The sequence below is a fragment of the Streptomyces sp. NBC_01244 genome (assembly GCF_035987325.1).
GTDB lineage: Bacteria > Actinomycetota > Actinomycetes > Streptomycetales > Streptomycetaceae > Streptomyces.
This window is the reverse complement of the sequence record NZ_CP108488.1, coordinates 7191794-7217502: the sequence shown is the minus strand read 5'-3', so window position 1 is coordinate 7217502 and position 25709 is coordinate 7191794. Positions and strand designations below refer to the sequence as shown.

At 67.3% G+C, this 25709-nt stretch carries 18 protein-coding genes; 8 read left to right on the top strand and 10 right to left on the bottom strand.

Annotated elements, in window-relative coordinates; translation table 11 throughout:
* Window positions 1-261: 261 nt before the first annotated feature.
* From OG247_RS32460 to drmD, 7 genes are all read right to left on the bottom strand, one after another.
* Complete coding sequence (locus OG247_RS32460) at window positions 262-798, bottom strand: hypothetical protein (RefSeq protein WP_327255521.1); 537 nt, start codon at window positions 796-798, stop codon at window positions 262-264.
* Window positions 795-1901 carry a helix-turn-helix domain-containing protein gene (locus OG247_RS32455; protein ID WP_327255520.1) on the bottom strand — a complete coding sequence of 369 codons (1107 nt, stop codon included), beginning with the start codon at window positions 1899-1901 and terminating at the stop codon, window positions 795-797. The genes OG247_RS32460 and OG247_RS32455 overlap by 4 nt, the downstream gene beginning before the upstream one ends.
* A gap of 188 nt (window positions 1902-2089) precedes the next feature.
* On the bottom strand, window positions 2090-2830 hold the full coding sequence (drmC, locus tag OG247_RS32450; protein WP_327255519.1) for a DISARM system phospholipase D-like protein DrmC: 741 nt from the start codon (window positions 2828-2830) through the stop codon (window positions 2090-2092).
* The gene (locus tag OG247_RS32445) at window positions 2823-4850 is read right to left on the bottom strand and encodes a DUF1998 domain-containing protein (RefSeq protein ID WP_327255518.1); all 2028 of its coding nucleotides are present in this window, start codon (window positions 4848-4850) and stop codon (window positions 2823-2825) included. The genes drmC and OG247_RS32445 overlap by 8 nt, the downstream gene beginning before the upstream one ends.
* On the bottom strand, window positions 4847-8581 hold the full coding sequence (gene drmA / locus OG247_RS32440; protein ID WP_327255517.1) for a DISARM system helicase DrmA: 3735 nt from the start codon (window positions 8579-8581) through the stop codon (window positions 4847-4849). The genes OG247_RS32445 and drmA overlap by 4 nt, the downstream gene beginning before the upstream one ends.
* On the bottom strand, window positions 8578-12606 hold the full coding sequence (locus tag OG247_RS32435) for an Eco57I restriction-modification methylase domain-containing protein (protein ID WP_327255516.1): 4029 nt from the start codon (window positions 12604-12606) through the stop codon (window positions 8578-8580). Before OG247_RS32435 ends, drmA begins: the two co-directional genes overlap by 4 nt.
* The gene (drmD, locus tag OG247_RS32430; RefSeq protein WP_327255515.1) at window positions 12603-15827 is read right to left on the bottom strand and encodes a DISARM system SNF2-like helicase DrmD; all 3225 of its coding nucleotides are present in this window, start codon (window positions 15825-15827) and stop codon (window positions 12603-12605) included. The genes OG247_RS32435 and drmD overlap by 4 nt, the downstream gene beginning before the upstream one ends.
* Before the next feature lie 285 nt (window positions 15828-16112).
* Between drmD and OG247_RS32425 the strand changes: the two genes are divergently transcribed.
* Entirely contained in the window at window positions 16113-16892 is a 780-nt protein-coding gene (locus OG247_RS32425) for a phytanoyl-CoA dioxygenase family protein (RefSeq protein ID WP_327255514.1), read from the top strand.
* A 179-nt stretch (window positions 16893-17071) separates the two neighbouring features.
* Window positions 17072-17491 carry an HIT family protein gene (locus OG247_RS32420; protein WP_327255513.1) on the top strand — a complete coding sequence of 140 codons (420 nt, stop codon included), beginning with the start codon at window positions 17072-17074 and terminating at the stop codon, window positions 17489-17491.
* A 163-nt stretch (window positions 17492-17654) separates the two neighbouring features.
* Here OG247_RS32420 and OG247_RS32415 read toward each other — a convergent pair whose 3' ends face one another.
* A complete protein-coding gene (locus OG247_RS32415) occupies window positions 17655-18458 on the bottom strand; it encodes a methyltransferase domain-containing protein (protein ID WP_327255512.1) in 804 nt (267 codons plus the stop codon).
* 268 nt (window positions 18459-18726) lie between these two features.
* On the opposite strand from OG247_RS32415, the gene OG247_RS32410 reads away from it, so the two are divergent.
* The 4 genes from OG247_RS32410 to OG247_RS32390 all read left to right on the top strand — a co-directional run bounded on the left by OG247_RS32410 (window position 18727) and on the right by OG247_RS32390 (window position 21674).
* Window positions 18727-19170 (top strand): HIT family protein, encoded by a 444-nt coding sequence (locus OG247_RS32410; protein WP_327255511.1) that lies wholly within the window; start codon window positions 18727-18729, stop codon window positions 19168-19170.
* Window positions 19171-19452: 282 nt separating this feature from the next.
* Window positions 19453-20205: a methyltransferase domain-containing protein gene (locus tag OG247_RS32405; protein WP_327257717.1), complete on the top strand. Its 753-nt coding sequence runs from the start codon at window positions 19453-19455 to the stop codon at window positions 20203-20205.
* Window positions 20206-20575: 370 nt separating this feature from the next.
* Entirely contained in the window at window positions 20576-21043 is a 468-nt protein-coding gene (locus OG247_RS32400; RefSeq protein WP_327255510.1) for an NUDIX hydrolase, read from the top strand.
* Window positions 21044-21209: 166 nt separating this feature from the next.
* Window positions 21210-21674 carry an NUDIX hydrolase gene (locus OG247_RS32390; protein ID WP_327255509.1) on the top strand — a complete coding sequence of 155 codons (465 nt, stop codon included), beginning with the start codon at window positions 21210-21212 and terminating at the stop codon, window positions 21672-21674.
* Between the two features lie 169 nt (window positions 21675-21843).
* Here OG247_RS32390 and OG247_RS32385 read toward each other — a convergent pair whose 3' ends face one another.
* Window positions 21844-22683: a DUF1932 domain-containing protein gene (locus OG247_RS32385; protein WP_327255508.1), complete on the bottom strand. Its 840-nt coding sequence runs from the start codon at window positions 22681-22683 to the stop codon at window positions 21844-21846.
* Window positions 22680-24047 (bottom strand): hypothetical protein, encoded by a 1368-nt coding sequence (locus OG247_RS32380; protein WP_327255507.1) that lies wholly within the window; start codon window positions 24045-24047, stop codon window positions 22680-22682. The genes OG247_RS32385 and OG247_RS32380 overlap by 4 nt, the downstream gene beginning before the upstream one ends.
* Before the next feature lie 266 nt (window positions 24048-24313).
* Between OG247_RS32380 and OG247_RS32375 the strand changes: the two genes are divergently transcribed.
* A complete protein-coding gene (locus tag OG247_RS32375) occupies window positions 24314-24910 on the top strand; it encodes an ATP-binding protein (protein WP_327255506.1) in 597 nt (198 codons plus the stop codon).
* A 152-nt stretch (window positions 24911-25062) separates the two neighbouring features.
* Window positions 25063-25497 carry an NUDIX hydrolase gene (locus OG247_RS32370; protein ID WP_327255505.1) on the top strand — a complete coding sequence of 145 codons (435 nt, stop codon included), beginning with the start codon at window positions 25063-25065 and terminating at the stop codon, window positions 25495-25497.
* Window positions 25498-25709 lie beyond the last annotated feature (212 nt).

Sequence of the window (25709 nt, the reverse complement as noted above, 5' to 3'; positions counted from 1 at the left end):
GGTCTCAGGATGTGGTCATGCTGTCGCAGAACTGCTGGGACTCCTTGCGATACCCGAGACACGCACGGTGGTGATCTCTTCAATCGGGTGAGTATGCTGAAGCCTCCGTGGCGACTCATACAGTCGCAGATCCCGCAGTGCGGCGACCTTGCGGCACAGTTCGCAGGCGAAGCGGCCATTGCCCAGAAGATCAACAAGGCCGTCGTCGACGGCACATCTGCAGCAAGCGTCCAGAGCGGTGCAGCATCCTCGTTGCTGGGCCTACGTGAGTTCGGCGACAGACTGGGGCATCCGGGGATGTCGGCCCTTGTCCCGCATCTGGTGCATGAGGTCGAAGCCGCCCTCTGCCGTGATCAGGCCCTCCTTTACTGCGAGGCGCACCACATCAAGCGTCTCCGCGGTCTCGATCCCCTCCTCGCGTGCATGGTGTAGCGATTCCCGGTCATCCGATATCCAGCAAGACCCATCGAACTCGCCCCAATTCCCGATGACATGACAGGTCTCGGCCTCACCAAGGTGTTCGAAGATATCGTCGGCAGAGCCACCGAACACAGCCGTACGGATTCGAAGGATGCTGGCCCTTTCCGACTGATCCTTGACGCGGATCGCTTCGCCGAGCCAGCCCTGCCAGCTGAGATCTCGCAAGGCCGGATGCCACCGTGCCGACTTGCGGGCCTCCCGCGCCACGGCTTCGGTCCATCTGCCCCGCCCATCGAGGACCTCGCGGAGAAGCCCGAGGCGTTCGACGGCGGCGAAGTTGCACAGAACAGTGTTGTCAGGGAACAGGAAGGCACTCATACGTCACCCCTGTTGCCCTGCTCCGCCTCAAGCTCGTTCCTGAGCTCGTTCACATCGACGCCGAGGAGCGTGGCGTAGGGGCGCAGTGTCGACTTGCCCGCGTTGTAGGCGGCGAGTGTGTCGCGTACGAGCAGCCCGGGCAGCCGGGGCTGCTGCGCGAGGAGGGCACGCCGGTCGAATTCCTCGCTGCGCCCCGCGAGACGCGCGGCCTCGACGGCTGTCATCCGCTTGTAGTGGTCGCACGTGCCAGCGTCGATCATCCGCAGCTGGAGCAGCCGGTACGCCAGGGTGCTGGGGCTGACCATCAAGTCGCAGGCCAGGGCTGCATAGCTCGCGCGGGTCAGACCGTTGGCCGTAATGGCCGCTCGCAAGGCGCCTTCGGGCATGAGGAAGGCTGACGCGAAGGCGTTGGCGCGCTGCTCGCTGGGATCCCGCCTTTGGGCTGAGGCGAAGATGTCCCGGTCGAGGTGGACGTCCTGATCGTCGCCGGCGAGAAGGTGTCCGAGTTCGTGGGCGAGGGTGAAGCGCTGACGTGCCGGGTTGGACGTGGCGGCCAGGAGGATGAGCTTGGCGTCGTGGGTCGTGGCGGTGAGGCCGTCGAAGCCAGCGCCGAGCTGGACGACGGCGACATCGGCGCCGAAGACGTCCTCGATTAGTTCCGCCAGGTCCCCTACGGCGGCCTGCCGGGATTGGCGCCCTATTTCCGCAAGGGCTGCCCGTGCCAGCGCTTCGCCCTGGCCTGTATAGCTGCCGCCTGGGCGCGTTGTCCTGGTGAGGGGACGCCAGAGCTGCGGGTAGCCGAGCGAGTCCAGGTCCGTGCGCCGGGCAGTGTATTGCCGGGCCGCTTCCAGGGCCTGCGCGGCTTCACCCGTGGTCGTCCTCGCCGCCACGGCCAGCGCGGGTTCTGTTCCGGTGAGCAGCCAGTCCACAGAGACGTCGCACGCGTCGGCGATACACGCAAGATCGACAACAGAGAAGGAGTCCGCGCCGCTGAGCGATTCGGAGAGCTGCGAGGCGTCGAGGTCGACTCGTTCGGCGAAGTCGTCAAGACTCAAGCCTGACTGTTCCATCAGGCTTCGGACACGATCGGAAAGGCTGGACACCGGTGGACAGTAGCCTGCTGCCCGCACAGTTCACAAGGCGAGCAGGGGCTTGTGCGCCGGTCGGCGGTGGCTGCGGCTGGCGCTCCGTGCGCTACGGGGATGGGAATCGGCCAGGGTGATCGCCGGGGCGAACCAGCCCGGACACGCATCCGTTGCGCCTGCGCAGAGCACGCCAGGTGCATGCTGGTCTACCGGTTGGCTACCCGCTCGTACAGGCTCCCTTCCGCCTCGCGCATTTCCCGCTCGACGGTTTCGGTGAGGTTCGGGTTGTCGATCAGAACACCGAACTCGACGTTGTTGTTCTCCGCGCTCCACGAGAAGTTCGCGCTGGTCACCAGGAGGAGGTGGTGATCGATGGCGAGGAACTTGGCGTGGTTGCGGACGTATGTTCCATCGAAGTCTTGGGTTCGCCACACCTCTGCGGGCTTCAGATGCGCGGCCACCTCTGTCGTGGTGGGCGACCAGTGCTGTCCGTCGCTGTCTGCGGCCCGGCTGTCCATGTAGACGCATACGGAAACCTCGGGGCGCTGAGCTGCGCTCTGCAGGGCAGTCCACAGGCCGGAACTTCGCTGGAAGTTGAAGGTGGAGCAGGTCACCGAGTGGCGCGCGTTGTCCACGAGGTAGGGCACGGAAGTGGTGAGCGGCCCGCTCTGTACCAGGTGTCCGGGCATGGTCCACAGCGGTGTGAGCGTGGTGGGCACTGTGCGGGCTCCCTCCACGGCACGCAGGAGCGCAACGAGCTGGAGTGCTGCTCCGGGCCCGGTGGCGACCGCGTCCAGCAGCATGCGGACCTCTGCCCGGTGGCCGACGGCGACCACCTTGAGCGCGGCGGTGAGCGTGTCGCCGTCGGCGAGCCTGTCGGCTATGCCTTTGGCCTCGGTCCTAGTGAGAAGCCGGCCTAGGCGTCGGGCGGCTTCGGCGTCACTCATACGTCGAGAAGTACCCGAAATTGCTCCCGGGCAGGTCGATGAGGAAGCGGCGGTCGAGGAAGCGGTTGGCCCGCTCGCAGGAGGTCTCCGAGGCCATGACGCAGCAGTGGCAGGCGGCGCCGTGGAGGAAGTCCTCGGGGGTCTTGGGGGTGCGCATGGAGCAGATGGGGTCGGAGGAGCAGCGCCGTGCCTTGTGGAGGGCGCCGGCGACGACTCGTTGGAGGCGGGTGGGTTCGCTGAGCTGGACCAGGCCTCCGAGGGTGCCGTCGCTGTCGGATGCGGTGGTGCAGATGAGGAGTCCGGCCGCGGGTTCGCGTCCTTCTGCGGCGGGCCAGGCGTACAGGCGTTCGCTGAGGCTGGCGGCGGAGTAGCCGCAGGTGAGGGCGAGTTCGCGGATCATGACGTGGGCGAAGGTGTGGACGAGCCAGTAGCGCGGCGGCTTGAGCCGGCTGTCGGGGCTGACGTGCTTTGCCGTCTCGGAGAAGCGTCGTTCGAAGTTCCTGTGATGGGCTTCGCGGTGAGCCTGCCACAGGCTGGTGTCCAGGATGCGCTTCTCCCAGGACGCGACGGAGTCTTCGTCGAGCTGGAGGAAGATGCCTTCGCCGCGGTCTTCGGTTGCCACGGTCCAGGTCGGGCGGGGTGTGCGCGTCAGGGGCGCCAGGCGGCGCGGCAGGTCTCCGACACGGTCCATGTCGTCGATCCGCGTGAAGCCGACGAGCGCGTTGACCTTGCGGAGCTTCTCGACGGCCAGGACACGGGTGATCTCGGGCTGAAGCTGCTCGCCTCGTTGGCGGGTGGCCAGGGTGAGTCCGCTCTTGGGGTCTTCGACCCGCCTTCCGAGGATGTCCGGAAGCAGGTAACGCCATTCGGGCACCAGCAGGTCTACGGGGTCCCAGTCGCGGAGCTCCTCCTCCAGTTCCTCGGGCGTGGCCTGCGGGGCGGATGCTGTTTCCAGGGCCGCTTCCAGCTCGTGGTCGGCCAGGCCCGTGACGTCCACCCGGCCCTCCAGCAGGTCCCGGATCATGTCGAGGTGCTGCCGGTACTTGACCAGCTTGTCACCAAGCGTGGTGCGGATCCGGTCGGCGAGATCGCTGGCCTTCTCCTGCTGGGATTCGGGCATGACGATGATCGACTGGGTCGCGGGGAACCACAGGTTGGAAGCGCCGACCAGCATGAGCTTCGTGGCGTTCCCGCAGCCCCTGGGCTCGAAGGCGTCCAGGTGCGGGTGCCGGCCGCGGCACTTGGGCAGCTTGTCCTTGCCGCCCTCGCTCTGGGCCTCGTTCATCGGCCGTCGCATGTCGCAGGCCGCGCATTCGATGACGGCCGATGCACCCTTGCCGGCGGTCCGGTCGACCATCTTCAGCGGCGGGACCTCGGCCTTGCTGCACGGCTGCCCGTGGTGCACCCACAGCTCGTACGGGAACTCGTCCAGATGCCCGTCGGCGCACGCCAGAAGATATCGGGCAGGGACCGCGGTGCGGCGCATCGCCTTGCGGCTGCGGTTCCCGGACCGCCCCGTGCACTTGGTGTGCTCGAAGGTAGCCAGGTCCGTGCGGAACGGGTGGGTGTTCTTGTAGTCGAACTGGGAGAGCATCCCGAGCATGTCGCAGCCGGTGCACCGCAGCCACTGCGGGAACACGCGCGCTGGCACACCGAGGTCGTTGCCATCGGCGGAGCGGCTGTTCTTCTTCGGCTGCCAGGGGTGGGGTCGCAGCTGCACGTCGGGGGAGCGCAGCATCTTCCGGACGATGTCCCGCAGCCGCGGCGCGTGGATCGTCAGCGGCGCCGAGTCGCGTCGTCGCCAGATCCGCTCCCAGTCGTCCAGGCCGGTGGGCATGACCGTGAACTGCGGCAGGTCCATGATCGAACCGGGGCCGTAGGTGTAGAGCAGGGAGGAGGGGCGGGCCGAGCCGACCTTGGCACGGTTGTGCTTGGCCTGCTTCTCGGCTTCCTCCTCCAGGTCGCCGAGCGGGTCGACGGCCTTCGTCGCGTCGTAGAGGAAACGCGTCTCGTCGGTCATGACTTCTCCTCCGGCATCACCCACTGGGGCGCGTTGACAGGTGCGATATACACCAGTCGTTCCTTGATCGGGCTCACCAGGAGGTTGATCTCCGGCTGTACCTCACGCATCGAGTTGGCCACGATGAACGGGGGTGCGTCGCGGGTGTCGATGCGGGACTTGGCGTTCTCCGCGCTCATGATGAGCGCGTCGTGCCGGGTGTCGTCCACGACCTTCTCGTAGACCAGCGCCTTGCGCATCTCTTCGAGGTGCTTGCGCCGCTGGCCCCACTGGTCCAGCCGGTTCTCCAGCCGATGGCGTGCCCGCTCGGCCGCGTCCTCGTCCCCGGCCAACGCGACCCTGCGCACCAACGCCTCGATGAGCTCGACGGCGAAGTGCCGTTCGGACTCGATGCGGGCCGCGCCGTCCTCCGGTGACAGACCACGAGTACGTGCGGCTTGCAGTACACGGGCCGCGCTGACGAGCACGCCGTCGAGGCCGCGCTCCAGCGAGGTCACTGAGAACGGTGTCACAGACAGCGCCTCAACCTGGGCGTAAAACGTCTCGTGGTAGTGCCGGAACGCCTCGAAGTGGGCGAGGTCGCGGGGCCGCGCCCAGTTACCGAGGGAGACGACCAGACCGGGGCGGTCCCCGTCACGACCGACACGGGAGGACGCCTGGATGTACTCGGCCGTGTTCTTCGGCTGGCCGACCACCAGCATCAGCCCGAGCCGGGTCACATCGACACCGACCTGGAGCATGGAAGTAGCCAGCACCACGTCGTACGGGTTCACCTCCCGCTCCGAGGCGCGCGCCTTCGCCTCCCGAAGGGCACGCTGGTTGCGCTTGCCGGCGGTGGAGTCGAAGCCGGGATCGAACGTCACCGTCATCTGGTCCAGGGTTGAGGTGATCTCGGCGCTGGACACACGCGAGGTCAACTCGGCCACATGCAGCGTCCCGAACTCCGTACCAGTCCGGCGGGGCAGCCGGGACCAGGGGCGGCCCTTGGACAGTGCGGTCTGGATGTCGTCGCCCATGTAACGGGCCATACCGGCCAGTTCACGGGTCGCGCTGAAGTAGCCGACCAGCGTCATGTACGGGTCGGCGGCCTTGCCAGAGCGGTCGATCAGCAGCTGTCCGCCCGCCATGAGGACCTCGGCGACGCGGATCTCCGCGGTGGTCAGACGGACCCCGGTCGTACTGATCCCGACGTAGCGCCGGCCGGGTGTCTCCTCGGAGACGTCGATCTCCTTGGAGAAGAAGGTGTTGCCGGCGTCCAGGACCTGCGGCGGAAAGATGGTGACGTCCCGCCCGTACAGGGCCTTCACCTGCTCGGGCGCGTTGCGGGCGGTCGCCGTGGAGGCAACCAGCAGCGGGCGCGCCCGGCGCCCGTCCTTGGTCCGCCATTCGGTCATCACCTCGATGGCCACCTCGAACAGGCCCACCGTCGTCCCGAGTGCACCGGTGATCAGGTGGAGCTCGTCCTGGATGATCAGGTCCGGCGGGCGCAGCCGCATCGCCGGGTACACCGCGGCGCCCGGCAGACCGTCCTTGCTGCGCGGGTGCTTGCTGCCGTCCTTGATGGCGCAGTGCGCGTAGTCGGGGTGCACCAGGCCGTGCCGCTCACAGCGCCGCGAGACGTACCCGAACAGCGACGCCGCCTCGCCCTCACGCGCCAGTCGGGCGAACTTGTCGACCGTGGCGATCACGAAGGCGGGGGCGAGCCGGTAGATCTCTTCATCGACGGTCAGGACGGGCAGTCCTTCGGGAACCTCGCCGCCGTCGGCGAACGGGCACTCGGCCAGCTCGTCACCGCAGTACACGTACACCCGGCGCAGCGCGCCGTCCGCCCGCACGTCCCGGGCCTCGATCCTGGTTCCGCACCACGGGCAGCGCTGGATCTGCAGCACCGTCAACCGGTAGCCGCGACCCTGATTGGCCTTCTGTAGCTGCTCGGCCGCCTCGTCGTACCGCTTCGGACTCACGTCCGTGCCAACCCACAGCCCGATGCGGAACGGCTCGTCCCCCCAGGTCGTCGGGTCCTCCATACGCGCCCGCTCCGCCGCGCACACCAGCGTGGTGGCACGCTGGAACTGCTGGGCGGTCAGCAACCTCAGCGTGTACCGCATCAACACGGCCACCCCCGAGCCGCCGTCCAGTGGCCCGTCGAACGCCTCCACCACACCCTGCCGGCGCCGGATGGCGAACGTGTAAGCGGCCAGACCCAGGTAGGCCTCGGTCTTGCCACCACCGGTGGGGAAGAACAGCAGCTGTGCCTTAGCCAGCTCACCGGACCGCTTCTCGGCCGCCGGGTCCGACAACAGCGGCAACTGCATCAAGACGAACGCGAGCTGGAAAGTACGCCAAGAGTGCGCACCGGGACCCTGCTTCAGGACGGCCTCACGGGCCTCATCGAGATTCTCCCGGCTGCCCTCCGGTTGGTTCGCGCGCCGCTGAGCGACCTGGGACTGGATACGCTGGTCGGCCATCACCCGGTTCATGAACCGGAAACAGCGCAGCGCCTCCTCGTCATCCAGTAGGAACTCCAGCCCTTCCTCGAGCTGCCGCTGCACTTTTCGTGCTTCCTTGACCGCATCACGACCCTCCGGGCGAAGGTGCTCGGGCAGCGCCTTGGCGCGCTCCTCTTCGGCATCCAGCCAGGAACGGTAGCCCTCGATGATGGGCAGAAGGCCGGCGCGCAGCTCATCAGGGGTGGCCTTCTCCAGCTTGCACATGTCGAGCAGCGCGGCGCTGATCTCCTCGGCCGCCGTCTGCGGCGTCTCGCAGGTCGGCAGCCACGTCGTCCACACGCTCTTGGCTTTGCGTGCGTCCTTGGCCGCCTCCCAGTCCACCGAGCAGGTACGCCCGACCGCGAACTCCAGCCGGTTGCGGTACTGGAGCCGCAGGCGCCGCAGCTCGTCGTCCGGCTCCTCGCGGGTGTCCAGCAGGACGTCGTTCACCGGCAGGAAAACCGCCTCGCCGCCGGCCGCCGAGACTTCCAACTTGGTCTGATAGAGCCATGCCTCCACCGGGATCTTGCGGGGGGTCTCCCGGTCGTTGCACAGCGCGATCTCAATCAGTCGGCACCCGCGCTCGACGTCGTCATAGCGGTCCACGCGCAGCACGATCTTGTCCTTCAGCACGAACGTGGTCGTGCTGGAAGGCGTGAGGTCGGAGACTGTGATCGTGGTGCTGATCTCGTGCGACTGACGCTGGTAGCGGCGGAGCTTCGAGGCGGGCTCCCCACCCTCGCCCCTCTTCTCCTTCACCGGCTCGTACGTGCCCCACGAGGCAGCCACGGTGAACACGTCGAGGTCGTCCGGGACCTGACAGCGCAGCCCCATAGACGCCGGGATCATCAGCCCCCGCTTCTGCGGCTGGTCCTCCACCTCGTCCTCATCCGCGCCCGCGCTACTTTCGTCCACCGCGGTCATGGGCACGCCCCGGCTCTCGGCGGCGTCCACGGCGTCACCGACATCGCTCGCGGCGTCGTCGGAGTCCGTCTGAGTGGGGTCGTCCTGGCCGCCAGTCAGCCGGACCGGGGCGATCCGGCCCACCAGATACGCCGAATCCGGCACGCCCTCGAGAATCTCCTCGGGGCCGCCAGCCGGGCCGAGAAGCTCACGCTCCAGTACGTCAACGAGATTCTCGCGGGCAGTCCAGGAACGCTCATCGGGATCGAGGGCGAGGCGGTACGCCTGGTCCTGCGGGGTCGCGGGCTGCTGCGGCTGCTGTGCGCGTCCGGTGGTCACTCGTCGCCCTCTTCCTCGTCGCTTTCGCTGTTGCCGTCCGGGAGTACAACAGCACCCTGCGCGGCGGCACGACGGTGATTCTCCTCCAGCAGCCGGTCCAGGATCTCCACGCGAGCGGTGGGGCTCACCGTCCAGCGCTCCATCTTGCGGTAGGTGTGGAAGCCGTGGTCGAGGGGGACTTCGTCCCAGTCGTAGGCGGCCATGACCACCCGATCCAGTTCGACGTGGATCTGGCGGAGACGGGCGATGTCCCGGTCGTCGGAGTCAGCGATGCCAGGGGCGTTGACCCGGTTGTAGAGCTTTGTCAAACCGAGATCACGGCGGAGCATGATCTCCCGGCGCTCAGTCTCGAGGGTTCGCCCGACTCCTGCGAGGTCGTTCGTTCGCCGAGGGCGGGGGAATGTGAGGAACACATCCGAGGGCGCGTAGCGGGGATCGTTCCGCATACCTGACCCGTATTTGATGGCCCACGTCTGGTGCATCGACGAAGACAGAACCGCCTGGTCGGCATACGAATCCGTGGCAAAGATAACGACTTGTTCGCTGGGAACAGTGCCGGCCTGACTGCGAGACGGCATCACCGACTTACTGACACGCGCGATCGCGAGCACCTCATCGAGGTCAGTGATTGCCTCCCGCATCGCAGGACGCTTCTCACCGAACTGCCACCAATAGTACCTGTAGACCTTGCGGTTGTTCCTGGCCCTCTCTGGTTTCACTGCCTCCAGCACTCGCTGATACGGCAGTTCATATTCCTTCGCTGCCTTCTCGGACAGGTCGTTGAAGTCGATGACCCATCGCGAAGCTGAGCCATCGGGGCGAGAGTTCAGGTCCTCGCCGTTGAGGTACGGGAAGAGCACGTCCTTGTTGCGGGAGTCGGCCTCGATCCAGGCGGCTGCCTCCTCAGCTTCCAGGACAAAGCCCATGCCCAATACGATGCAGCCCTGGTAGGCGATCCTGGCGTTCGCCACCAGGCGCACCGGATCACCGTCCACGCGCCCGCCCGGCTCCAGCAACGTAGAGATCCGCTCAACGGGGATGCCGTCCGCGATCCGGGGCACCTGTGGGGCAACCGTTTCGCGGCTACCCCACACCGCCGCGTACTCCAGGTTGGCGCTGGCCGCTGGCCAGGAACGGCTCTGGATCGACCGGGTGATCGTGAAACCCTTCGCAGCCAGTTGGTCGAGACCAACCTGTCGGGTGTCTCCCTGGGCAACCGAGTTCGTCGCGATCAGGCCCAGCCCACCACGCTGTGAGAGCAGCTCGTGGGCGCGCAGGAAGAAGTACGCCACGAGGTCGGCGCTGCCCTTCTGACCGCCGGCGAGCGTGTGGACGAACCAGTCGCGGACGTTGGTGCCCATCGTCCCCGTGAGCTTCTGGCCGCCCAGGAACGGCGGGTTGCCGATGATCGCGTCGAAGCCGCCGTGGGCCATGACGTCCGGCACGGCCAGGATCCAGTGCAGCGGTTTCCAGCGTGCGTAGTCCGTCGGGACCGTCGGGGTAAGTCCGGCCTGCAGGATGCCGTCGAGCATCGTCCGGTCCGCCTCCCCGCCCCCGACGGGGTAGGCGAGTTCGACTGCGATCCGCAGGTTGCCGTACGCCTCGCGCAGCTGCTTGCCCGGCTTGCCACCCCACCGAAGCCCGGCGGCGATCACGCCGTCGGCGACGTTGGCGAGCTGTGCGGTGACCCTTTGATACTCCCGCCACTGGCGTCGCTTCGTGGCTGCGGAGCGCTGTGGGTCAGTGTCGTTGACCTCGGTAGCGAGCTGACGGCGCAGACGGGCAGCCCGGTCCAGGGTTGCGTCGACGTCGATGTCGAACATGCTGATTTGATCGCCGGCCGCGCCAGGGTCGATGTGAAGGTCGCGCAGCTGGCGTGCGTCGGTCAGGCCGAGGAGTGCGTTGCCGTGGAGCACCTTGTCGTCAACGAATGAGAACGGCAGCTTGGGGTCTAGGGAGACCAGCCACAGCGACAGCTTGCACATCTCCACGGCCATGCCGTTGATGTCCGCACCGTACAGACATGTAGCCACCACCGTCCTTATGGCGTGGACGTGGAGCTCGTGCGGGGTCCTGCCGTACGCGACGCCCTCGCGCTGCCATGCCTCCACCAGTCGGCCTGCGAGAAAGCGGGCCGCAGCGACCAGGAACGCACCGGAGCCGCACGCGATGTCGGCGATCCTCAGATCGAGGATCTCGTCCGAGGAAACAGGCCGCCAGGTGTCCTGGTCAGCAGTCTGGTGGGGGCCAGGTGAGTAGACGAGGGGTTCGAGGGCGTGACGTACGACTTCCTCCGCGAGCGAGCGGGGCGTGTAGTGGGCGCCGGCCGATGCACGCGAGGGGGTCTCCACCAGCAGGACGCCGCCGGGTTCAACCACCAGGGGGCGGTTACGCAGGTCGCGGCGGATTATTCCGATGAACGGGTGCAGCCGATCGCGCAAGGCCGCGTCGTCGGTGAGGTCGCGCAGGGCGATCTCGGCGTCCTCGAGCGTGTCCCTCGCCTGGAGGGCCTTGGCCAGGGCGGCCTTGGTGGGCGCCTTGGCGGCCGGCTGGTTCTGCTTGACCCAGGCAAGGATCCCGTCGACCAGTGCCGCGTCGGTGTGCTTGGTCTCGGTAAGGGCTTCGAGAGCGGCGAGGGGAATCTCGGGTTCCGAGCCAGCGCTGCCGATGAGGCTGACGACGGTCTCGTCCGCGTTTTCGCAGGAGTAGCCGAGGAGGCCCTCGTAGATGTAGCCGATCTGTTCGACGTCGATGTCACGGAAGGAGATCCGGCGAGCCCCGCCTGTCAGCTGGGCGATCTGGACGGCGCGCAGCACTTCGAGCATGACCCGGTCGCTGACCATGATGGCCAGCGAGCCCTGGGAGTTGCGGGCGGTGAGGAAGGGGAAACGGGCGGGGTCGAAGAGGGAGCCTCCGTACTCGGGCAGGCGCAGGTCTTCGAAGGTGGCACCTCGGTAGAGGGCCTGGGAGGTGGCCAGGAGGCGATGCCAGCTGAGGAAGGTGGCGTCGAGGGCCTGGTCGCCTTCCTCGTTCTGCCGGGCGTCGAGCTGGTCAAGCTCGTCGCTGACGCCGTAGCCCATCGCGAACAGCTGGTTCTCGGGGAGCAGGCCGCGTTCCTCAGCGAAGAGGAGGAAGACGACGCGCATCATGACGGTGACGGCGGCCTCGTAGACCTCGCCTCGCCGTGCCGGCAGCGGGTCTGGCTCTCCTCGTCGTCCCGCGTCCAGGCCGCCTTCGGACAGGGCCTGGACGATGAGTTCAACGGCGCGGCGGACCTGTGTGCCGAGCGCTTCGGTGATCTTCTCGGCGGCGGTGACCGAGTCGCCGAACAGCTCGGTGAGCCGGTCCTGGGCCTTGCCTCCGATCAGGCGCTTGCGCTGGAGGAGTTCAACGAAGGCGTTGCGGGCCTGAGGCTCCTCGATCCAGGTCTGGGCGTCCACGATGCCGGAGGCGACCATGGTCTGCGGCCGGGCGCTGACGATCGCCCACCAGCGACCGTCGGTAACCACTCCGATAGTGGCGCCGGAGGCCCGCAGCATCTCCTCCATGCGGTCGATGGGGCTGGCGGACCAGCCGTCAGTGAGCGGATCACGCAAAGAGTCCACCGGGTCGGTGACCAGCACGAGCGCCCCGACGGTCTCGCCGTGGAGAAGTGCCCCGTCGGCTCGGACGGTGACGACGTGGTCCGGTGAGCGGACCTCAGCGGCAGCCGGGGCGGGGACGGTGTACGAGGTGCCCCAGCGCAGACCCTGGCGCAGGACGAGGTCCACCCAGGTGTCGCGGGCCTCCCGGTACAGGTCGAGGGCGGTCTCGTCCTCCGGGTGGGTGTCCCAGTGCTCCCACGCCTTCTCGAAGGCGGGTTTGGCGTCCTTGATGAAGGCGAGCGCACGGGCGTCGGGCTGGGGAATGCCCTGGGGCCAGGCCCGTTCGAGCGCGGGGACGGCGAGGAAGGGGCCATCGGTATCGACCAGCGCGAGCCAGCCGCGGTGCAGGTCGGCGATGGTCGGGGCGTACTTCCTGCTCATGCCTCAACCGCTCCGTTCTTCGCGTCTTCGGGGGTCAGGGCGAACACGACGGCGGCGGCCGACACGTACGGCCGGATGTCGCTGTAGCGCTCGCGGATCGCCGCGATCTCGCGTGTTTCCTCGTCGCCCAGATTCTCCAGGCGCTCGATCATGTTGTTCAGGTCGCGACGACGCTGCTTCTGCTGGTCATCGGTGAACAGAAGCTCCTCTTCCTGCGCCCGGATCTCCTGCTCCAGCCGGTCGCGGGACTCACGTAGGTTGATCCGGAACGCGCCGAAGATCTCGTGGGCGCGGGCGATGTCGGTCTCCTGACGCCGCTTGAGTGCTTCGGTGACCTTCTCCTGGCGGCTCTCGCTCTTGCGTTTCATCGCGTTCACCAGCCGGGTGCGCAGCCGGGCGTCCTCGGCGTTCCACAGGCCCGCGAGGTGAGCACGTACCTGCTCGTCGGCCAGGACAAGGTCGCCCGAGTCGAGGGTTTCGTCCAGGACCTGCTCGACCTTGGACTCGGCGAGGGCCTGGCCGCGCAGCCGGATACCGGTGAGGAAGACCTCTTCGTGCAGACGTAGGCCGCCTCGCCCGACGAGCACGAGCCGGGATACGGCGGCGACGCAGGACTCGGGCAGGCCCGGTGTGACGACAGCGGTGACCCGGTTGACGGGTGCGTCCACGCTGAACAGGGCGCCGCGCAGGGTACGCGTGGCTCGTTGCATGAGGCCGTGGCCCAGGTGGATGTGTACGAGATCCGTGCGTCCCGCCGCGGCCTTGTCATGGAAGGTGATGGGGCGCAGAACGCCCGGCTGAAGGCGGGTGTCGAGACCGCGTATGGCCGGCTGCCAGGAGCGGCCCAGGTTCGGAACCTCGAAGACCTGGGCGTCGGTGTCCTCGTCGCCGATCTCCACCAGGGGAGGCTGGGCGTCCAGAGCAAGCGCAGTGTCCACGACCCGGCGTGCGTTCGCGGGCGTGAGGTGCATGATCACCTTGCGCTCTTCGTAGGTATCGGTCAGCTCGGTGAGCTGTCGGTTCAGCTCGAGTCCGCCGGCCAGTACCTCGTTCATGGCATCGTCGCCGTCATCCGGCGCGGTCGGACGCGGTTTGCGGACGCTCCCCGTCGGGCTGAAGTGCTCCTGCACCTCGGCGTCGATGACCTGGTTGACCTGCCCCAGATCCTGGGTCGCCGTTCCGACCTTCCTTGCGATGATCCCCATGAACTCCATGTCCGCCGCGTACGTCGAGGAAGAGGCCAGGGGCTTGAAGTGGTAGATCTCCGGGTTCTTCGTCTGCCCGTACCGGTCGATCCGGCCGATGCGCTGCTCCAGGCGGGACGGATTGAACGGGATATCGAAGTTCACCAGGCGATAGCAGTGCGTCTGGAGGTCAATGCCCTCGCCCGCGGAGTCCGTGGCGAGCAGCACCCGCACCGGGTGCTTGGCAGGGCTCTCGGTGAACCGCGCACGGATCAGCTCGCGCTGCTCGATATGGGTCGAGCCCTGGATCGTCTCCAGGACGTCCTTGTAGCCGCGCTGCCGCAGCACGTCGGCGATCCAGTCGAGCGTCGCGGCGTACTCGGTGAACACCACGACCCGCTCGTTCGTCCAGTGACGGCCATCCGAAGTCCGGCAGTGCTCGTCGAGGAAGGCCACCAGGGCCTCCAGCCGGGAATCCGGCTTGTGCTCGTAGCCCGAGCCCCACTCGACCAGTGAGGCGGCCTCGCTGGTGATCGCGTCGGTCAGCGGGTCCGTTCCCTTGGAGTGCCGCAGCGCGGTGAACTCGGGATGCTCGACCTCGCCTTCCTCCTCGTCGGACTGACCGCTGCCGAGGACCTCGCTGTAGTAGTCGTCCTCGTCCGTGCCCAGCTGCCGGTCGCCGGCAGCGGCGCCGTCGTACAACTCAAGGGTCCGGGCGAACGACCACGGGCTGGACAGGAAGCGCTTCTTCAGCAGCATCGCGACGATGTCGCCGCCCTTCCCCTTGCCCCTCGCCCGGGCGGCCTCCGTCAGCATGCGCGCCAGCCGGTCGAACTGCTCCTGCTCGTCCTCTGAAGGCGTGAACGGGATCGTGAGCAGCTTGCGGGACTTGAATCCCCTGCCCGGAAGTTCGCTCTTCAGCCGGCGGACCCGCACCTCGCGCAGCGCCTGCTGATCGATGCTCGCGCCCCGGGTGAACCGGCGGCTGTCGATCATCTCCAGGAGGGCGGTAAACGACTCCGAGTAGCCGTTGTGCGGCGTCGCACTCAGGAACAGCCGGTGCTCGCACACCTCCGCCAGCGCCTTCGTCGCCGTCGTACGGTGGCTGTCCACCGCGTACCCGCGCTGCCCAGGCGCCGTCGTCGGACTCGCCGGAGCCACGTGGTGGGCCTCGTCGACCACCAGCACATCGAAGGCGAAACGCCTGGCGCTGGAGGTCTTGCGCACATCGGCCAGGACGTCGCGCAGCAGTCGCTGGGCTCGCAGCGACGGCAGCCACGACATGCTCACGATCACGCGCGGGAACAGGCGAAAGGGGTTGGCGTTCAGCCCGTGGCTGCGCCGCACCTTCGCCATCAGCTCACTGTTGACGATCACGAAGTCCAGGCCGAACTTCTCCCGCATCTCGTCCTGCCACTTCAGCGACAGGCTCGGCGGGCAGACGATGACCACGGTCCGGGCCCGGTGGCGCAGCAGCAGCTCCTGTACGACCAGGCCCGCCTCGATGGTCTTGCCCAGACCCACGTCGTCGGCGAGCAGCAGGTTCGTACGGGAGGACTGCAGCGCGCGACGGAGCGGCTCGAGCTGGTACGCCTCGACGTTCGCACCGCTGCGGAAGGGGGCCTGGTAGGAGTTCGCGTCCGCCGACGTCACCGCGCCCCAGCGGACCGCGTCCACGAAGGCGGCAAGGGTGTTCGGGTCATCGAACGCGTCCGGTCGCACCGCCTCCGGCAGGCCCTGGTCGGGCTGCAGTGTGTGCCCGACCTCCAACTCCCAGACCACCGTCAGCTCCTGGCCGAGCCGGTCTTCGTCCAGTGACTGCAGACTCACGACGTGGGCGAGGCCAGGAGTTCCCTCATCAGCGGGGCTCCGCGGCAGACCCTGCCGACGGACATCCGAGACCGCCCAGGTGGAGCCCCGGACCTTCACCACCTGTCCCGGTTCAGGAACCGGCGGCAGCGCCGCAGTCCGCTCGGTGCCGCCCTCTGCGCCCTGCGGGTACTCCGTAGCGGTCGCCACCTGACGAGACTCCTTCATCGATGCATCACACCCAGACTCGCGATCACCCGCCGATTCGCTGCGCCACTACGAGATCACTTGGGAAGATCACCGACGCACCAGTATCCCCGACTGGGGGCACAACCGCTTGCACTCCCTCAGATCGCCCGCCATGGCGGTGGGCGGCGATGCCGTGCCGAGACTGGGTACCGCTGCGCCCCTGTGGCCGTTGCCCAACTCACGGGCACGAATCCCAGTGGACGTGGGATGTACGGACGGCGTTTCCTGACCAGACGACACTGCCCCAAGAGAGATAGAACAAAGATGTCCAATATGTTACCGACCGCGCAAATCGACAGGTTTCTTGAAGAGGGCTTCATCCACGTAGAGGGCGCCTTCCCTTCCTCGGTGGCCGAAGAATGCCGGGCCATCCTCTGGCCGGACACAGGCTGCGACCCAAACGACCCGTCTACATGGACTGAGCCCGTCATCCGACTGGGCAGCTACGCACAGAAGCCCTTCCTGCAAGCAGCCAACACGCCCGCGCTGCTGGCCGCCTTCGACCAGTTGGCCGGGCCCGGCAGGTGGGAGCCGCGTACCAGCATCGGCACCATCCCCGTCAGGTTTCCCCACCCCCGCGACCCTGGGGACGCCGGCTGGCATATCGAGGGGAGCTTCTCTCGCGAGGGGCAGACGTACGTGAACGTCCGCTCTCATGGTCGCGCTCTGCTCATGCTGTTCCTGTTCTCCGACGTCGCGGAAGACGATGCTCCGACGCGGATCCGCGTGGGATCACATCTGGCCGTGCCCTCTCGCCTTGAGGCCGTCGGCGAGGCGGGGTTGTCTTCCGACCAACTCGGCGCCACGGACTTGTTCGAGGCGACGGCAGAGCTCCCCCAGGCACTCGCAACAGGATGCGCGGGGGACGTCTACCTATGCCATCCGTTCCTGGTCCACGCGGCGCAGCCGCACCGAGGTACGACCCCGCGATTCATGGCGCAGCCACCGCTCTACCCGGCCGAGCCGTATCGGCTCACACGTGAAGCCGGCGACTACTCGCCGGTGGAGGAAGCAATCCGGCGGGGTCTGCGGCGTGGCGCATGACCGCCGACGAGTCAGGACAGCAGGCTGCTGCGGTGGAGGAAGAGCTCCCGTCCCGGCGACCGACATGCCGCACGATCGCTTCATGAATCAGTCCGGGCTCCCGGAGTAGTTTCCGGGAGCCCGGACTGATCACAAATCGGCTGGCGGGCGCCGTCCCACCTCTGACAGGGTCAGACTCCATGGACTGCATCTTCTGCTGCCTGATCCGTGAGGACTCGGCCCGGTGGGTGATCCGCGGTCCCGTGGCCACAGCGTTCGCTCCACTGAACCCACTCGCGCCCGGGCACACCCTGGTGATTCCCACATCCCACTACGCGGACATCTTCGATACTCCGCCGGAGGTCCTGGCCCACACCATGGGGCTGGTCCAGCGCCTTGCCGGGAAGATGCGGACCGCATTGAACGCCGGAGGCGTGAACGTCCTCAGCGCCAGCGGCCCCGACTCGGAGCAGTCAGTACCCCACCTGCACTTCCACGTGGTTCCGCGCTGGTCAGACGACAGTCTCTCTACCTGGCCGACGCAGCAGTCCCGGCACCGGATCACCTACGACCCTGTCACACAGCTTGCCAACGCCATGACGGCCAGTCACACAGCATGACCGCACCACAGAAGTTGGCTCTGTCGCTGCTTTGCGGGCGGCGGCAGGCTGCTGTCGACGGTCACTCATTCCCCAGCCTGAAGTTCACGGAATGGGCCAGGGGGACGGCGGTGTTGCCTCCGCGGCGTAGTGATGTTCACCGTCCGACTCGGAACGAGGCAGCTCATGCTGTGCCGACCACGAGGATGTGCGCCGAGGCGTCGGTGAACACTCCGTGCTCGTCTGCGAGGCGGGCCGTCGCGATCGCGTCCGCGAGGAGCGCTCCCGCCACCTCCTGGTCCGCGAAGCGGCCGGCCGCGACTACGTACGCCCACCCCGGGCCCTCGATCCCGTGCACACTCACACCGCTGAGCCCCGCCTCGCCAGCCTCCTGGGCAAGCTCGGCTGCGGTGTGGAAGTGCACCACCGTGAACCCCCTGCTGCCGTCGTAGGAGCCGGTACGGACCACCTGCGTGACCTCACCGGCCAGCAGCTCCGGGGACAAGCCCGCGCTGACGGTGTAGTCCTGCATCAAGGAGTAGCGGGAGATCCCTGCGGTTGCCACCAGACCACCCGGTGCCGCGACCCGGCGAGCCTCCCGGAGGGCCCTGAGCCGGTCCGCGCGGTCCGCCAGGTGGTACAGCGGGCCCAAGAGAAGGACCGCGTCGAAGCTGTGGGACGGGAGGGCCAGGTCGCGGGCGTCCCCGAGCTCGGCCGAACACCCCGGCGCGTGCGCGCGGGCCTGTTCCACGTGCTTCGGCACGGGGTCCACGAGCAGCACCTCGTAGCCGTCCTCGGATAGCCATCGGGCGTGCGTCCCCGGGCCGCCGCCCACGTCCAGCACACGGGCCGGCGCCGGAGGTAAGCGTCGGCGCAGCAGCTCCCGGGTCCGCTCGAACTCCAGGCGGCCCGTCGCGGTGGCGTGCAGCCGGGACGCCTCGTCGTACTCCGTGTAGAAGTCGCTGATCCGCTCGTCGATGCTCGTCATGCCTTGCGAGGGTAGGGCCCGGCCAAATGTCCTGCACCCGAATACCGGCTGCTGCAGGGCCGGACCCGGGGCAGAGAATCCGGTGGCACCTGTACACCAGCGCCCAGGACAGATCTCGGCGCCAGCGCCAATATTGGGGTGAGACGGTTCCCGTGGTCTCCGGCAGGGGCGGTGCTGTGCCAGACGCCGGGTGAAATTCGCTCGCGCCTGTGTGCCGCTTCTGATGTTGTGAGCGGCACGAGCTACTCGGGCCTTGAGGGGGCAGGCTGTGACGGACGACGGATGCATCTTTTGTGCAATAGCGAGAGGTCAGGCGGACGCCAGCATCGTCCACGAAGATGAATCGGTGATCGCTTTCATGGATCTCCAGCCCGTCACCCCAGGCCACTTGCTGGTCATCCCCAAGGCGCACGCTGTGGGATTGGAGGATCTTCAGGAGGACGTCGGCGTCCAGGTCTGGAAAGTGGCGCATCAGCTCGGACGCGCACTGCGTCGATCAGGCTTGCGATGTGAGGGCGTCAACTTGTTCCTTGCGGACGGCGAAGCAGCCTTCCAGGAAGTTTTCCACGTTCACCTGCATGTCTTCCCCCGCTTCACAGGTGACCCATTTCGCATTGATGCTGACTGGCGCGTGCAGGAGCGAGACCAGCTTGACAAGACGGCTGCTGCCGTCCGTCGCGGCCTCGCTGCCCTCGACACCAGGCAACGCTGACGACCATCGCTCTCCAGGCGGGACACAGTCTTCAGCCTGAGACCAAGGAAGTTCATCGAGTGGTCCCTACACACGCCAATTCCCGGGGCCACTTCAAGACGCCCCGATGACAAAGGATCTTCACCACCGGGGCCGTTTGGAGCCAACGCGCCGGAGCCACTGAACGACGTCACGGCCAGCCAATATCCCGGAGCCGCGGAACATCGCTGCGCCCTATGGTGTGCAGCACCTGGCGCGTACATGCACTTGCGTGTCGTACGAGAAGGAGGGGCTTGCGTGCTGATGACCAATGAGACGCTGCACGACCGGTTTATAGACCTCGCTGAGCTTCCGGAGCAGGGCCGAGTGGTCGACTTAGGCTGTGGCACTGGCCCGGCTTTGGCCGCCTTCGCGAGGCGCTTTCCGCAGGCGCACCTCACGGGCTTCGACCGGTCCGAGCAGGCTCTTGCCACGGCTCGCGAGCGCCTACAGAGCCACGCTGGCACAGTGGAGTTGGGCTCCGTGGATCTGCGCGAGAAGCTCCCTCTCGCGGACGGCAGCGTAGACGCGGTCGTCTCGTCCAACCTTCTCGAGTGCCTGCCTGACCCGGCTCAGCTCCTGAACGAGGTGTGGCGGGTGCTGCGGCCGGGTGGTCGTGCGGTGCTGTCCCATTCCGACTTCGACTCGCTCGTGATCGCCGGTGCTCCCGTCGACCTGGACCGCAAGATCGGCCATGCCTTCGCCGATGACGCGCCCTCATGGATGGATAGCTCGGATGGGAGGATCGGGCGCAAGCTGCCCGGTTTGGTCCAGGCATCACCGCTTGCCCGCACTCATGTAGAGACCGTTGTGACCTCCTCAACTGAACTGTCCGGCCATGCCGCTCGCCGGGTCGGTGATATCCGTGGAGCATTGCGGTCGACCGCTAGGCGAGGACACGGCACGGTGGGGCCGGACGAGATCGACGAGTGGTACACCGCAGTTCAACAGGCCGCAGCCGCTGGGTGCTTCTTCTTCGCCGAGACAGCAGTGCTTGTTGCAGCTCAGCGCATCTGATAGGGCACTGGCTACTCGTCCAAGGCACCCAGGAGAGTGAACAGGGGACCGTTGTCACTGCGACGCTCTGCGGGAGTGGTGTTCCACCCGGTCCGAGCCGGGCCTCTATGAGCTGAAGGCCGGCGCTTGGACCTTCCCACGCACCGTCCCTTCGGTCTTCAACGACGCCTCCACGGAGATGCTCGACGACGACATGGGGTTCCGGTGCGCGGCGTCTGCGAGCACGATTGAGACCCTGCTCGGAGGCTGAACAACAAGTTCATCACCTCAGCGGGACCAGCGCCATCGATCGATACACGCCAAGGCTCAAAACCGGCACCCACCCCGGAGAGCCGCAGCCTGAAATACCGACAGGAGGGGCCCGCTTCACATGGGCAGGACCGAGTATTACAACGACCCCGCCGCGCCGAAGGCCAACACCCTCATCCCCGCCAGCAACCTCCTCGTCGTCGACGGCAACGGCGCCATCCTCCTCCAGCGCCGCCGCGACACCGGCCAGTGGGCCCTGCCCGGAGGCGCCCAGGACATCGGCGAGACGGCCGCCCAGTGCGCGGTACGCGAATGCCTGGAGGAGACCGGCATCGTCGCCGAGATCACCGGCTTCCTCGGGGTGTACACGAACCCCCGCCACATCGTCGCCTACACCGACGGCGAGATCAGGCAGCAGTACGAGAACACCTACATCGGCCGCCCGGTCGGCGGCGAGCCCACCATCAACGACGAGGCCGACGGCGTCCGCTTCATCCAGCCCGCCGACCTCGACCAGTACGACATCCACCCCAGCATGCGCCAGCAGATCGGCGACTACCTCGCCGACACATACCCCTACCTCGGCTAACCCACCAGGGCCGCCTCCAACCGCTCCACAGCGGCGGAGATCTCCGGCGACGCCCGACGAATGAACCGCCCCACCATGTTGTCGGCCCCGTAGGGGCCCGCAATGTCCGCCACCCGGTCCCCCGGGAGCTTGACCGACCGTTGAAGAACCCAGGAGGGCCCGGAAGATGACGATCACCAAGCGCAGTGCCAGGGCCATCTTGCTGGACGGCGACGAGCTCGTGCTGATCAAGCGCACCAAGGCTCACCGGGACCCGTACTGGGTGACGGTCGGAGGCGGCGTCGAGGCCGAGGACGCGAGCATCGAAGACGCGCTACACCGCGAGGTGTTCGAGGAGCTCGGAGGCAAACTGTGCAAGGCAGAGCTCGTGCATCTGATCACCGACAGGCTGGACGCTGGCCTGGGTGTCCAGCACATCTTCGCCGCGCGCCTAGAACAGATGGACGTCGAGTCGCGTACGGGCACCGAGTTCGACAAGCCTGAGCGGGGCGGCTACGAAGTCGTCCGCGTGTCGTTCACGGCGGAGGCGATCCGACAGCTCAACCTGATGCCTCCGGAGCTGGCCCACTTCGCCGCAAGCAATGTCGAGGCCATCAAGGCCGTGCTCGACACCCAGATCCGCGCGTCCTGACCACCGCCACGTTCACCAGCCTCAACGGCACCCCGGACAACATCGGTCAGACCACCCACCTCCGACCGCTCTGCGTTCACTTCGCCGACGTCCAACTGCTCGGCTCTGTCACGGATCGTTGCCTCCGCCTTGGACAAATCCCGGCACCCCCAGTAGCAGGGGCCGCCGCTTAGTCACCCTGACTACGCAGGTGGGCAAGGACGTCGGCCAGCTCCAGGTCGTACTGGTCCTTGTCCCCTTCCCAGCGGGACATCACCTTGACCACCGCCTCGGCCATATCCACAGGCAACCCGGCGGCGCGGAGCGTCTCGGCGATGTCCTCCATCTCCGGAGCCCAGCGCCAGGCGCGTGCGGCCACACTGGGCAGGTATCCAGGGTCGGAGAGAATGTTGGACGCCATCACCTGCGCCTCGGCCGTGAGCTCGTCGCCGACGCCATGAGCGTCGGCCAGCGCGTGGGCCACGCCGGCGAGGGTTCGGGCGGCCTTCTGGTAGCTGGCGAACGCCATCTTCAGCGCGGAGGCGGAGCCGACGCTGCCGCTCGCGCGGCGGACGTGCAACGCGGTGTCCTTGAACACGGGCTCCACCGTGTCCACGGCCTGGGCTTCGCCGGCGAGGTAGAGGCGAGCAGCCCGCTGGCCACCGGGCGGTGGGCCGAAGATCGCACCGTCGAGGACTATGGCACCCGGCCTGATCTCCTCCGCGATTCGTTGCATGCGCTGGGGGTTGATCGCGTTGGCGTCCACGTACACGCCGGCGAAGGCGTGGTCGGCGACCGTGGTCGCCACGTCCTCGGCGGCCTGCGGCGGACAGATCGACAGGACGATCTCGCTGCGTTCCAGCGCCTCGCCGAGCGAGTCACATGCGGTGGCGCCGGCTTCCATCGCGCGCCGGTGGGTGGCCTCGCTACGGCCTTCCGGCACCCACAGCACCTCGTGGCCTGCGGCGACGGCCTGGGCGGCGACGGCCGCGCCCATGGCGCCGGGGTGCAAGAGGGTCACGGTCGTCACTGGCTGCCTCCTGGCGGGAGCTGAGCGGGCATGCGTTCCTGATGAGCAATGATCACCTCACGAAGGCCGATCGCGGCAGGTGATCCGGCCCCAGGGTGCAGCGCGAGCTGACGGCTGAAGTGGCCGAGCCGGCGATCGACGCTCTCGGTGCGGCGCCGGGCACTGACCCCGAGGACAGCGTGGATCTGCGTCGCGGCCCCGTCGATGTCCCCTCGGCCCAGCCGAGCCATCGCAAGGTCCATACGGGCCAGGGACATCTCGCCGAGTCTCTGCTGCTCCGGCGGTGCGGACTGGAACATCTCCACCGCTTCGTCGGCGCGAGCCTCGGCATCGCTGAGGTGTTGGGTGCCTGCCAGCCAGAGGTGCGTGCTGCTGGAGTAGAACAGCTGTTTCTCAACGGGGAAGGCCATCATTCCGCCGGGCAGTTCGTCCCCTTCGACGAGACGCTCTCGCAGGTGGTCGGCGGCGCTGAGGGCCGCCAGGGCGTCGCTGCCCCGGTTGAGCTGGCCGTAGGCGCGTGCCTTGATGCTCTCCAGCCGGATCTGCGCCGTGCCGGATTCGGGGGTGAACGCGCTTCCCGAGTCGGCGAGGCGTACGGCGTCTACGGGGCGGCCATCCCAGTAAGCGATGAGTGCCTGGAGTCCGCGTACCCAGGAGCGCAGTCCGTTGTGGCCGGCGAGCTCGCCGAATAGGAAGGCGGTGCGTGCCTGTGTTTCGGCGGCATCGTAGCGGCCCAGGTCGAAGCTGGCATTCGCGAGTACGCCGCACAGGACGCCGGCACCTACGTAGAGGTCGCTGGTGTACCGCGGTGGCTGACGTCCTTCGAGGAGTTCGAAGGCGCGGTCGCGCAGGGCACGTACCTCGCGGAACAGGGGCCCGACGGGCCGGTTGGGGTACGTAATGACGAGGCGGCGGATGTCAGCTTCCAGCTGCTCCAGCGTGTGCGGTCCCACGTTGCTGCTCTCTGCCCTGGCCGCGAATTGCGCCGACTCATTCGCCGCCGCCATGACCACGTCTTCAAGGCCGTACTCGGATGGATCCACTGCATTGCGGTCGTCAGCCGCTGGGTGGTGTGACGCGGCCCCTGGCCTGGGCTCCGCAGGCTCGAGGAGTCGAGCGGCCGGGATGCCCGGGAACATGAACTCCAGGACGCGGCGGGCGACGGTCTGCGGGGTCCGGACCTCGCCGTGGGCGTACCGGAAGAACTGCCGCTTCTCGATCGTCGCGGTCGCGATCGATGGCGGCCCCTCCAGCTCGGCTAACTGCTTGGCCGCCTGCTCGTAGCGCCGCTTGAAGACCTGGTAGTCCTGCCAGCCCCGCTGGTTGATCAGGGTCTGGAAGAGGGTCGGTCCTGATGGCTCCACAGCCGCTCCCTCGTGCCGGGGTCCTTGTCCGGTCTCCACGCTAGACATCAACAGCCGCCGATCGCAGATCTGTTGTCCAGAAATTCCAGGTGGACAGCGAATAGACATCGGTTAGGCACGAAAGGACGGCGTTCGGCGTTGCTCAGGGCCTCGTTCAGGCGGGAGCCGCCGGGAACACTTCGTCTTCGCCCCGGCAAGACAGCGCCCCTGTGAGGCCGAGTCTCCGCCGTGGTTACGCAAAGTCAGGCAGCCCAGGAGGCCCGCTCATGGCAGCGCACCACCAGCTCGTGTTCACCGTCGCCCGTACGGCAGCCGCCGCCCAGCAGGCACGACACCACGTCGTCGCCGGCATCCGTTCTTTGGGCATACGGCTCGACGAGGAGGCACTGGACGGAATTGAGCTGGCGGCTGGTGAGCTGATTACCAACGCCGTGCGCCACACCGCGTCGGGGCTGGTCACCGTCAGCGTCTGCCAGGAGGGGCCTGTGCTTGTGATCGAGGTGCATGACGCTACGAAGGTGCTGCCGCAGCCGGAGCCCTTGAGCGGTAGTTCCGAGTCCGGGCGCGGCCTGTATCTCGTATCCGTGCTCGCCGACCGCCACGGTGCTGATCTGACGGCGACGGGCAAGCGCTGCTGGGCGCAGTTCGATCTGCCCAGGAGTGCGGGTGATCGAAGGGCGGATCAGGGCAGCCGTCGCGATCGGCCTCTGCTCTCCGGCCATGTCGGCGAAGTGGCTGATCGGGCGGCGATGAGGGTTCGTACACCGGCAGCGGACTCGCCATCGCACACCCGGTCGAGGGCTAGGCGCCGGGCCATAGCCCCGGCAGCGCGGAGGCCCTTTGCAGGCCAGCGCATCGACTGAATAACGCTGATTTGACAGCAAGTTGGGGGCCTAGACTCGTGGGCTTCCCCGGGACACCGACCAGTCTCGGTCGGCCAGGGGATAAGTAGTCCCCGGTCCTCTGCCGGGCCGGGCTCACTAATCAGCTCCTGTACCAAGTGGAGGTTGTTGCTATGCCGGAGAAGGTCACGAAGGAAAAGGTCCTCGTCTACGTCGTGCGTGACGGGCGCCTGCTGGTGTTCCGCCACACCGACTACTCCTACGAGGAAGTCGGCATCCAGGTGCCCGCGGGCAGCATCCGCCCCGGTGAGACCCCGGAGGCCGCCGCCCTGCGCGAGGCGCGCGAGGAGACCGGTCTGTCGGACTTCAAGATCGTCTGCAAGCTCGGCGAGACCGAGTACGACATCAGCCCGTACCGGTTCGAGATTCAGCACCGGCACGTCTTCCACCTGGAGCTCACGGAGCCGACGCCGGAGCGGTGGATGAGCCGGGAGGACCACGACGGCGAGCAGGAGCCGACTCACTTCGAGTGCTTCTGGATCCCGCTGAAGGCCGCGCACATTCTCCAGTCCGGCCAGGGCGCCCTGCTGGGGCGTCTGTCCGACTAGCCACTCATCCGGTCACGGCAGCGTAGGAGGGGGCAGCCGATGAACCTCAGCACAGAACAGCGCCACACTACAAGTGTTACGTAATGTCCGATGCGGGACGGCATGCATAGGTCGAAAATTGGCCAAAGAATCCGTTCGCCGTTCCGTAAACGATCATTCTCGTATGGTTGACGAAGCCCAGAGGGTGCTGAGAAGGTATCCAACCTCTGCCC

Coding starts and splice junctions, on each gene's coding strand:
- OG247_RS32460 (WP_327255521.1), bottom strand. CDS start 798: ATGAGTGCCTTCCTGTTCCCTGACAACACTGTTCTGTGCAACTTCGCC.
- drmC (WP_327255519.1), bottom strand. CDS start 2,830: ATGAGTGACGCCGAAGCCGCCCGACGCCTAGGCCGGCTTCTCACTAGG.
- OG247_RS32445 (WP_327255518.1), bottom strand. CDS start 4,850: ATGACCGACGAGACGCGTTTCCTCTACGACGCGACGAAGGCCGTCGAC.
- OG247_RS32435 (WP_327255516.1), bottom strand. CDS start 12,606: ATGAGCAGGAAGTACGCCCCGACCATCGCCGACCTGCACCGCGGCTGG.
- drmD (WP_327255515.1), bottom strand. CDS start 15,827: ATGAAGGAGTCTCGTCAGGTGGCGACCGCTACGGAGTACCCGCAGGGC.
- OG247_RS32425 (WP_327255514.1), top strand. CDS start 16,113: ATGTCCAATATGTTACCGACCGCGCAAATCGACAGGTTTCTTGAAGAG.
- OG247_RS32420 (WP_327255513.1), top strand. CDS start 17,072: ATGGACTGCATCTTCTGCTGCCTGATCCGTGAGGACTCGGCCCGGTGG.
- OG247_RS32415 (WP_327255512.1), bottom strand. CDS start 18,458: ATGACGAGCATCGACGAGCGGATCAGCGACTTCTACACGGAGTACGAC.
- OG247_RS32405 (WP_327257717.1), top strand. CDS start 19,453: ATGACCAATGAGACGCTGCACGACCGGTTTATAGACCTCGCTGAGCTT.
- OG247_RS32400 (WP_327255510.1), top strand. CDS start 20,576: ATGGGCAGGACCGAGTATTACAACGACCCCGCCGCGCCGAAGGCCAAC.
- OG247_RS32390 (WP_327255509.1), top strand. CDS start 21,210: ATGACGATCACCAAGCGCAGTGCCAGGGCCATCTTGCTGGACGGCGAC.
- OG247_RS32375 (WP_327255506.1), top strand. CDS start 24,314: ATGGCAGCGCACCACCAGCTCGTGTTCACCGTCGCCCGTACGGCAGCC.
- OG247_RS32370 (WP_327255505.1), top strand. CDS start 25,063: ATGCCGGAGAAGGTCACGAAGGAAAAGGTCCTCGTCTACGTCGTGCGT.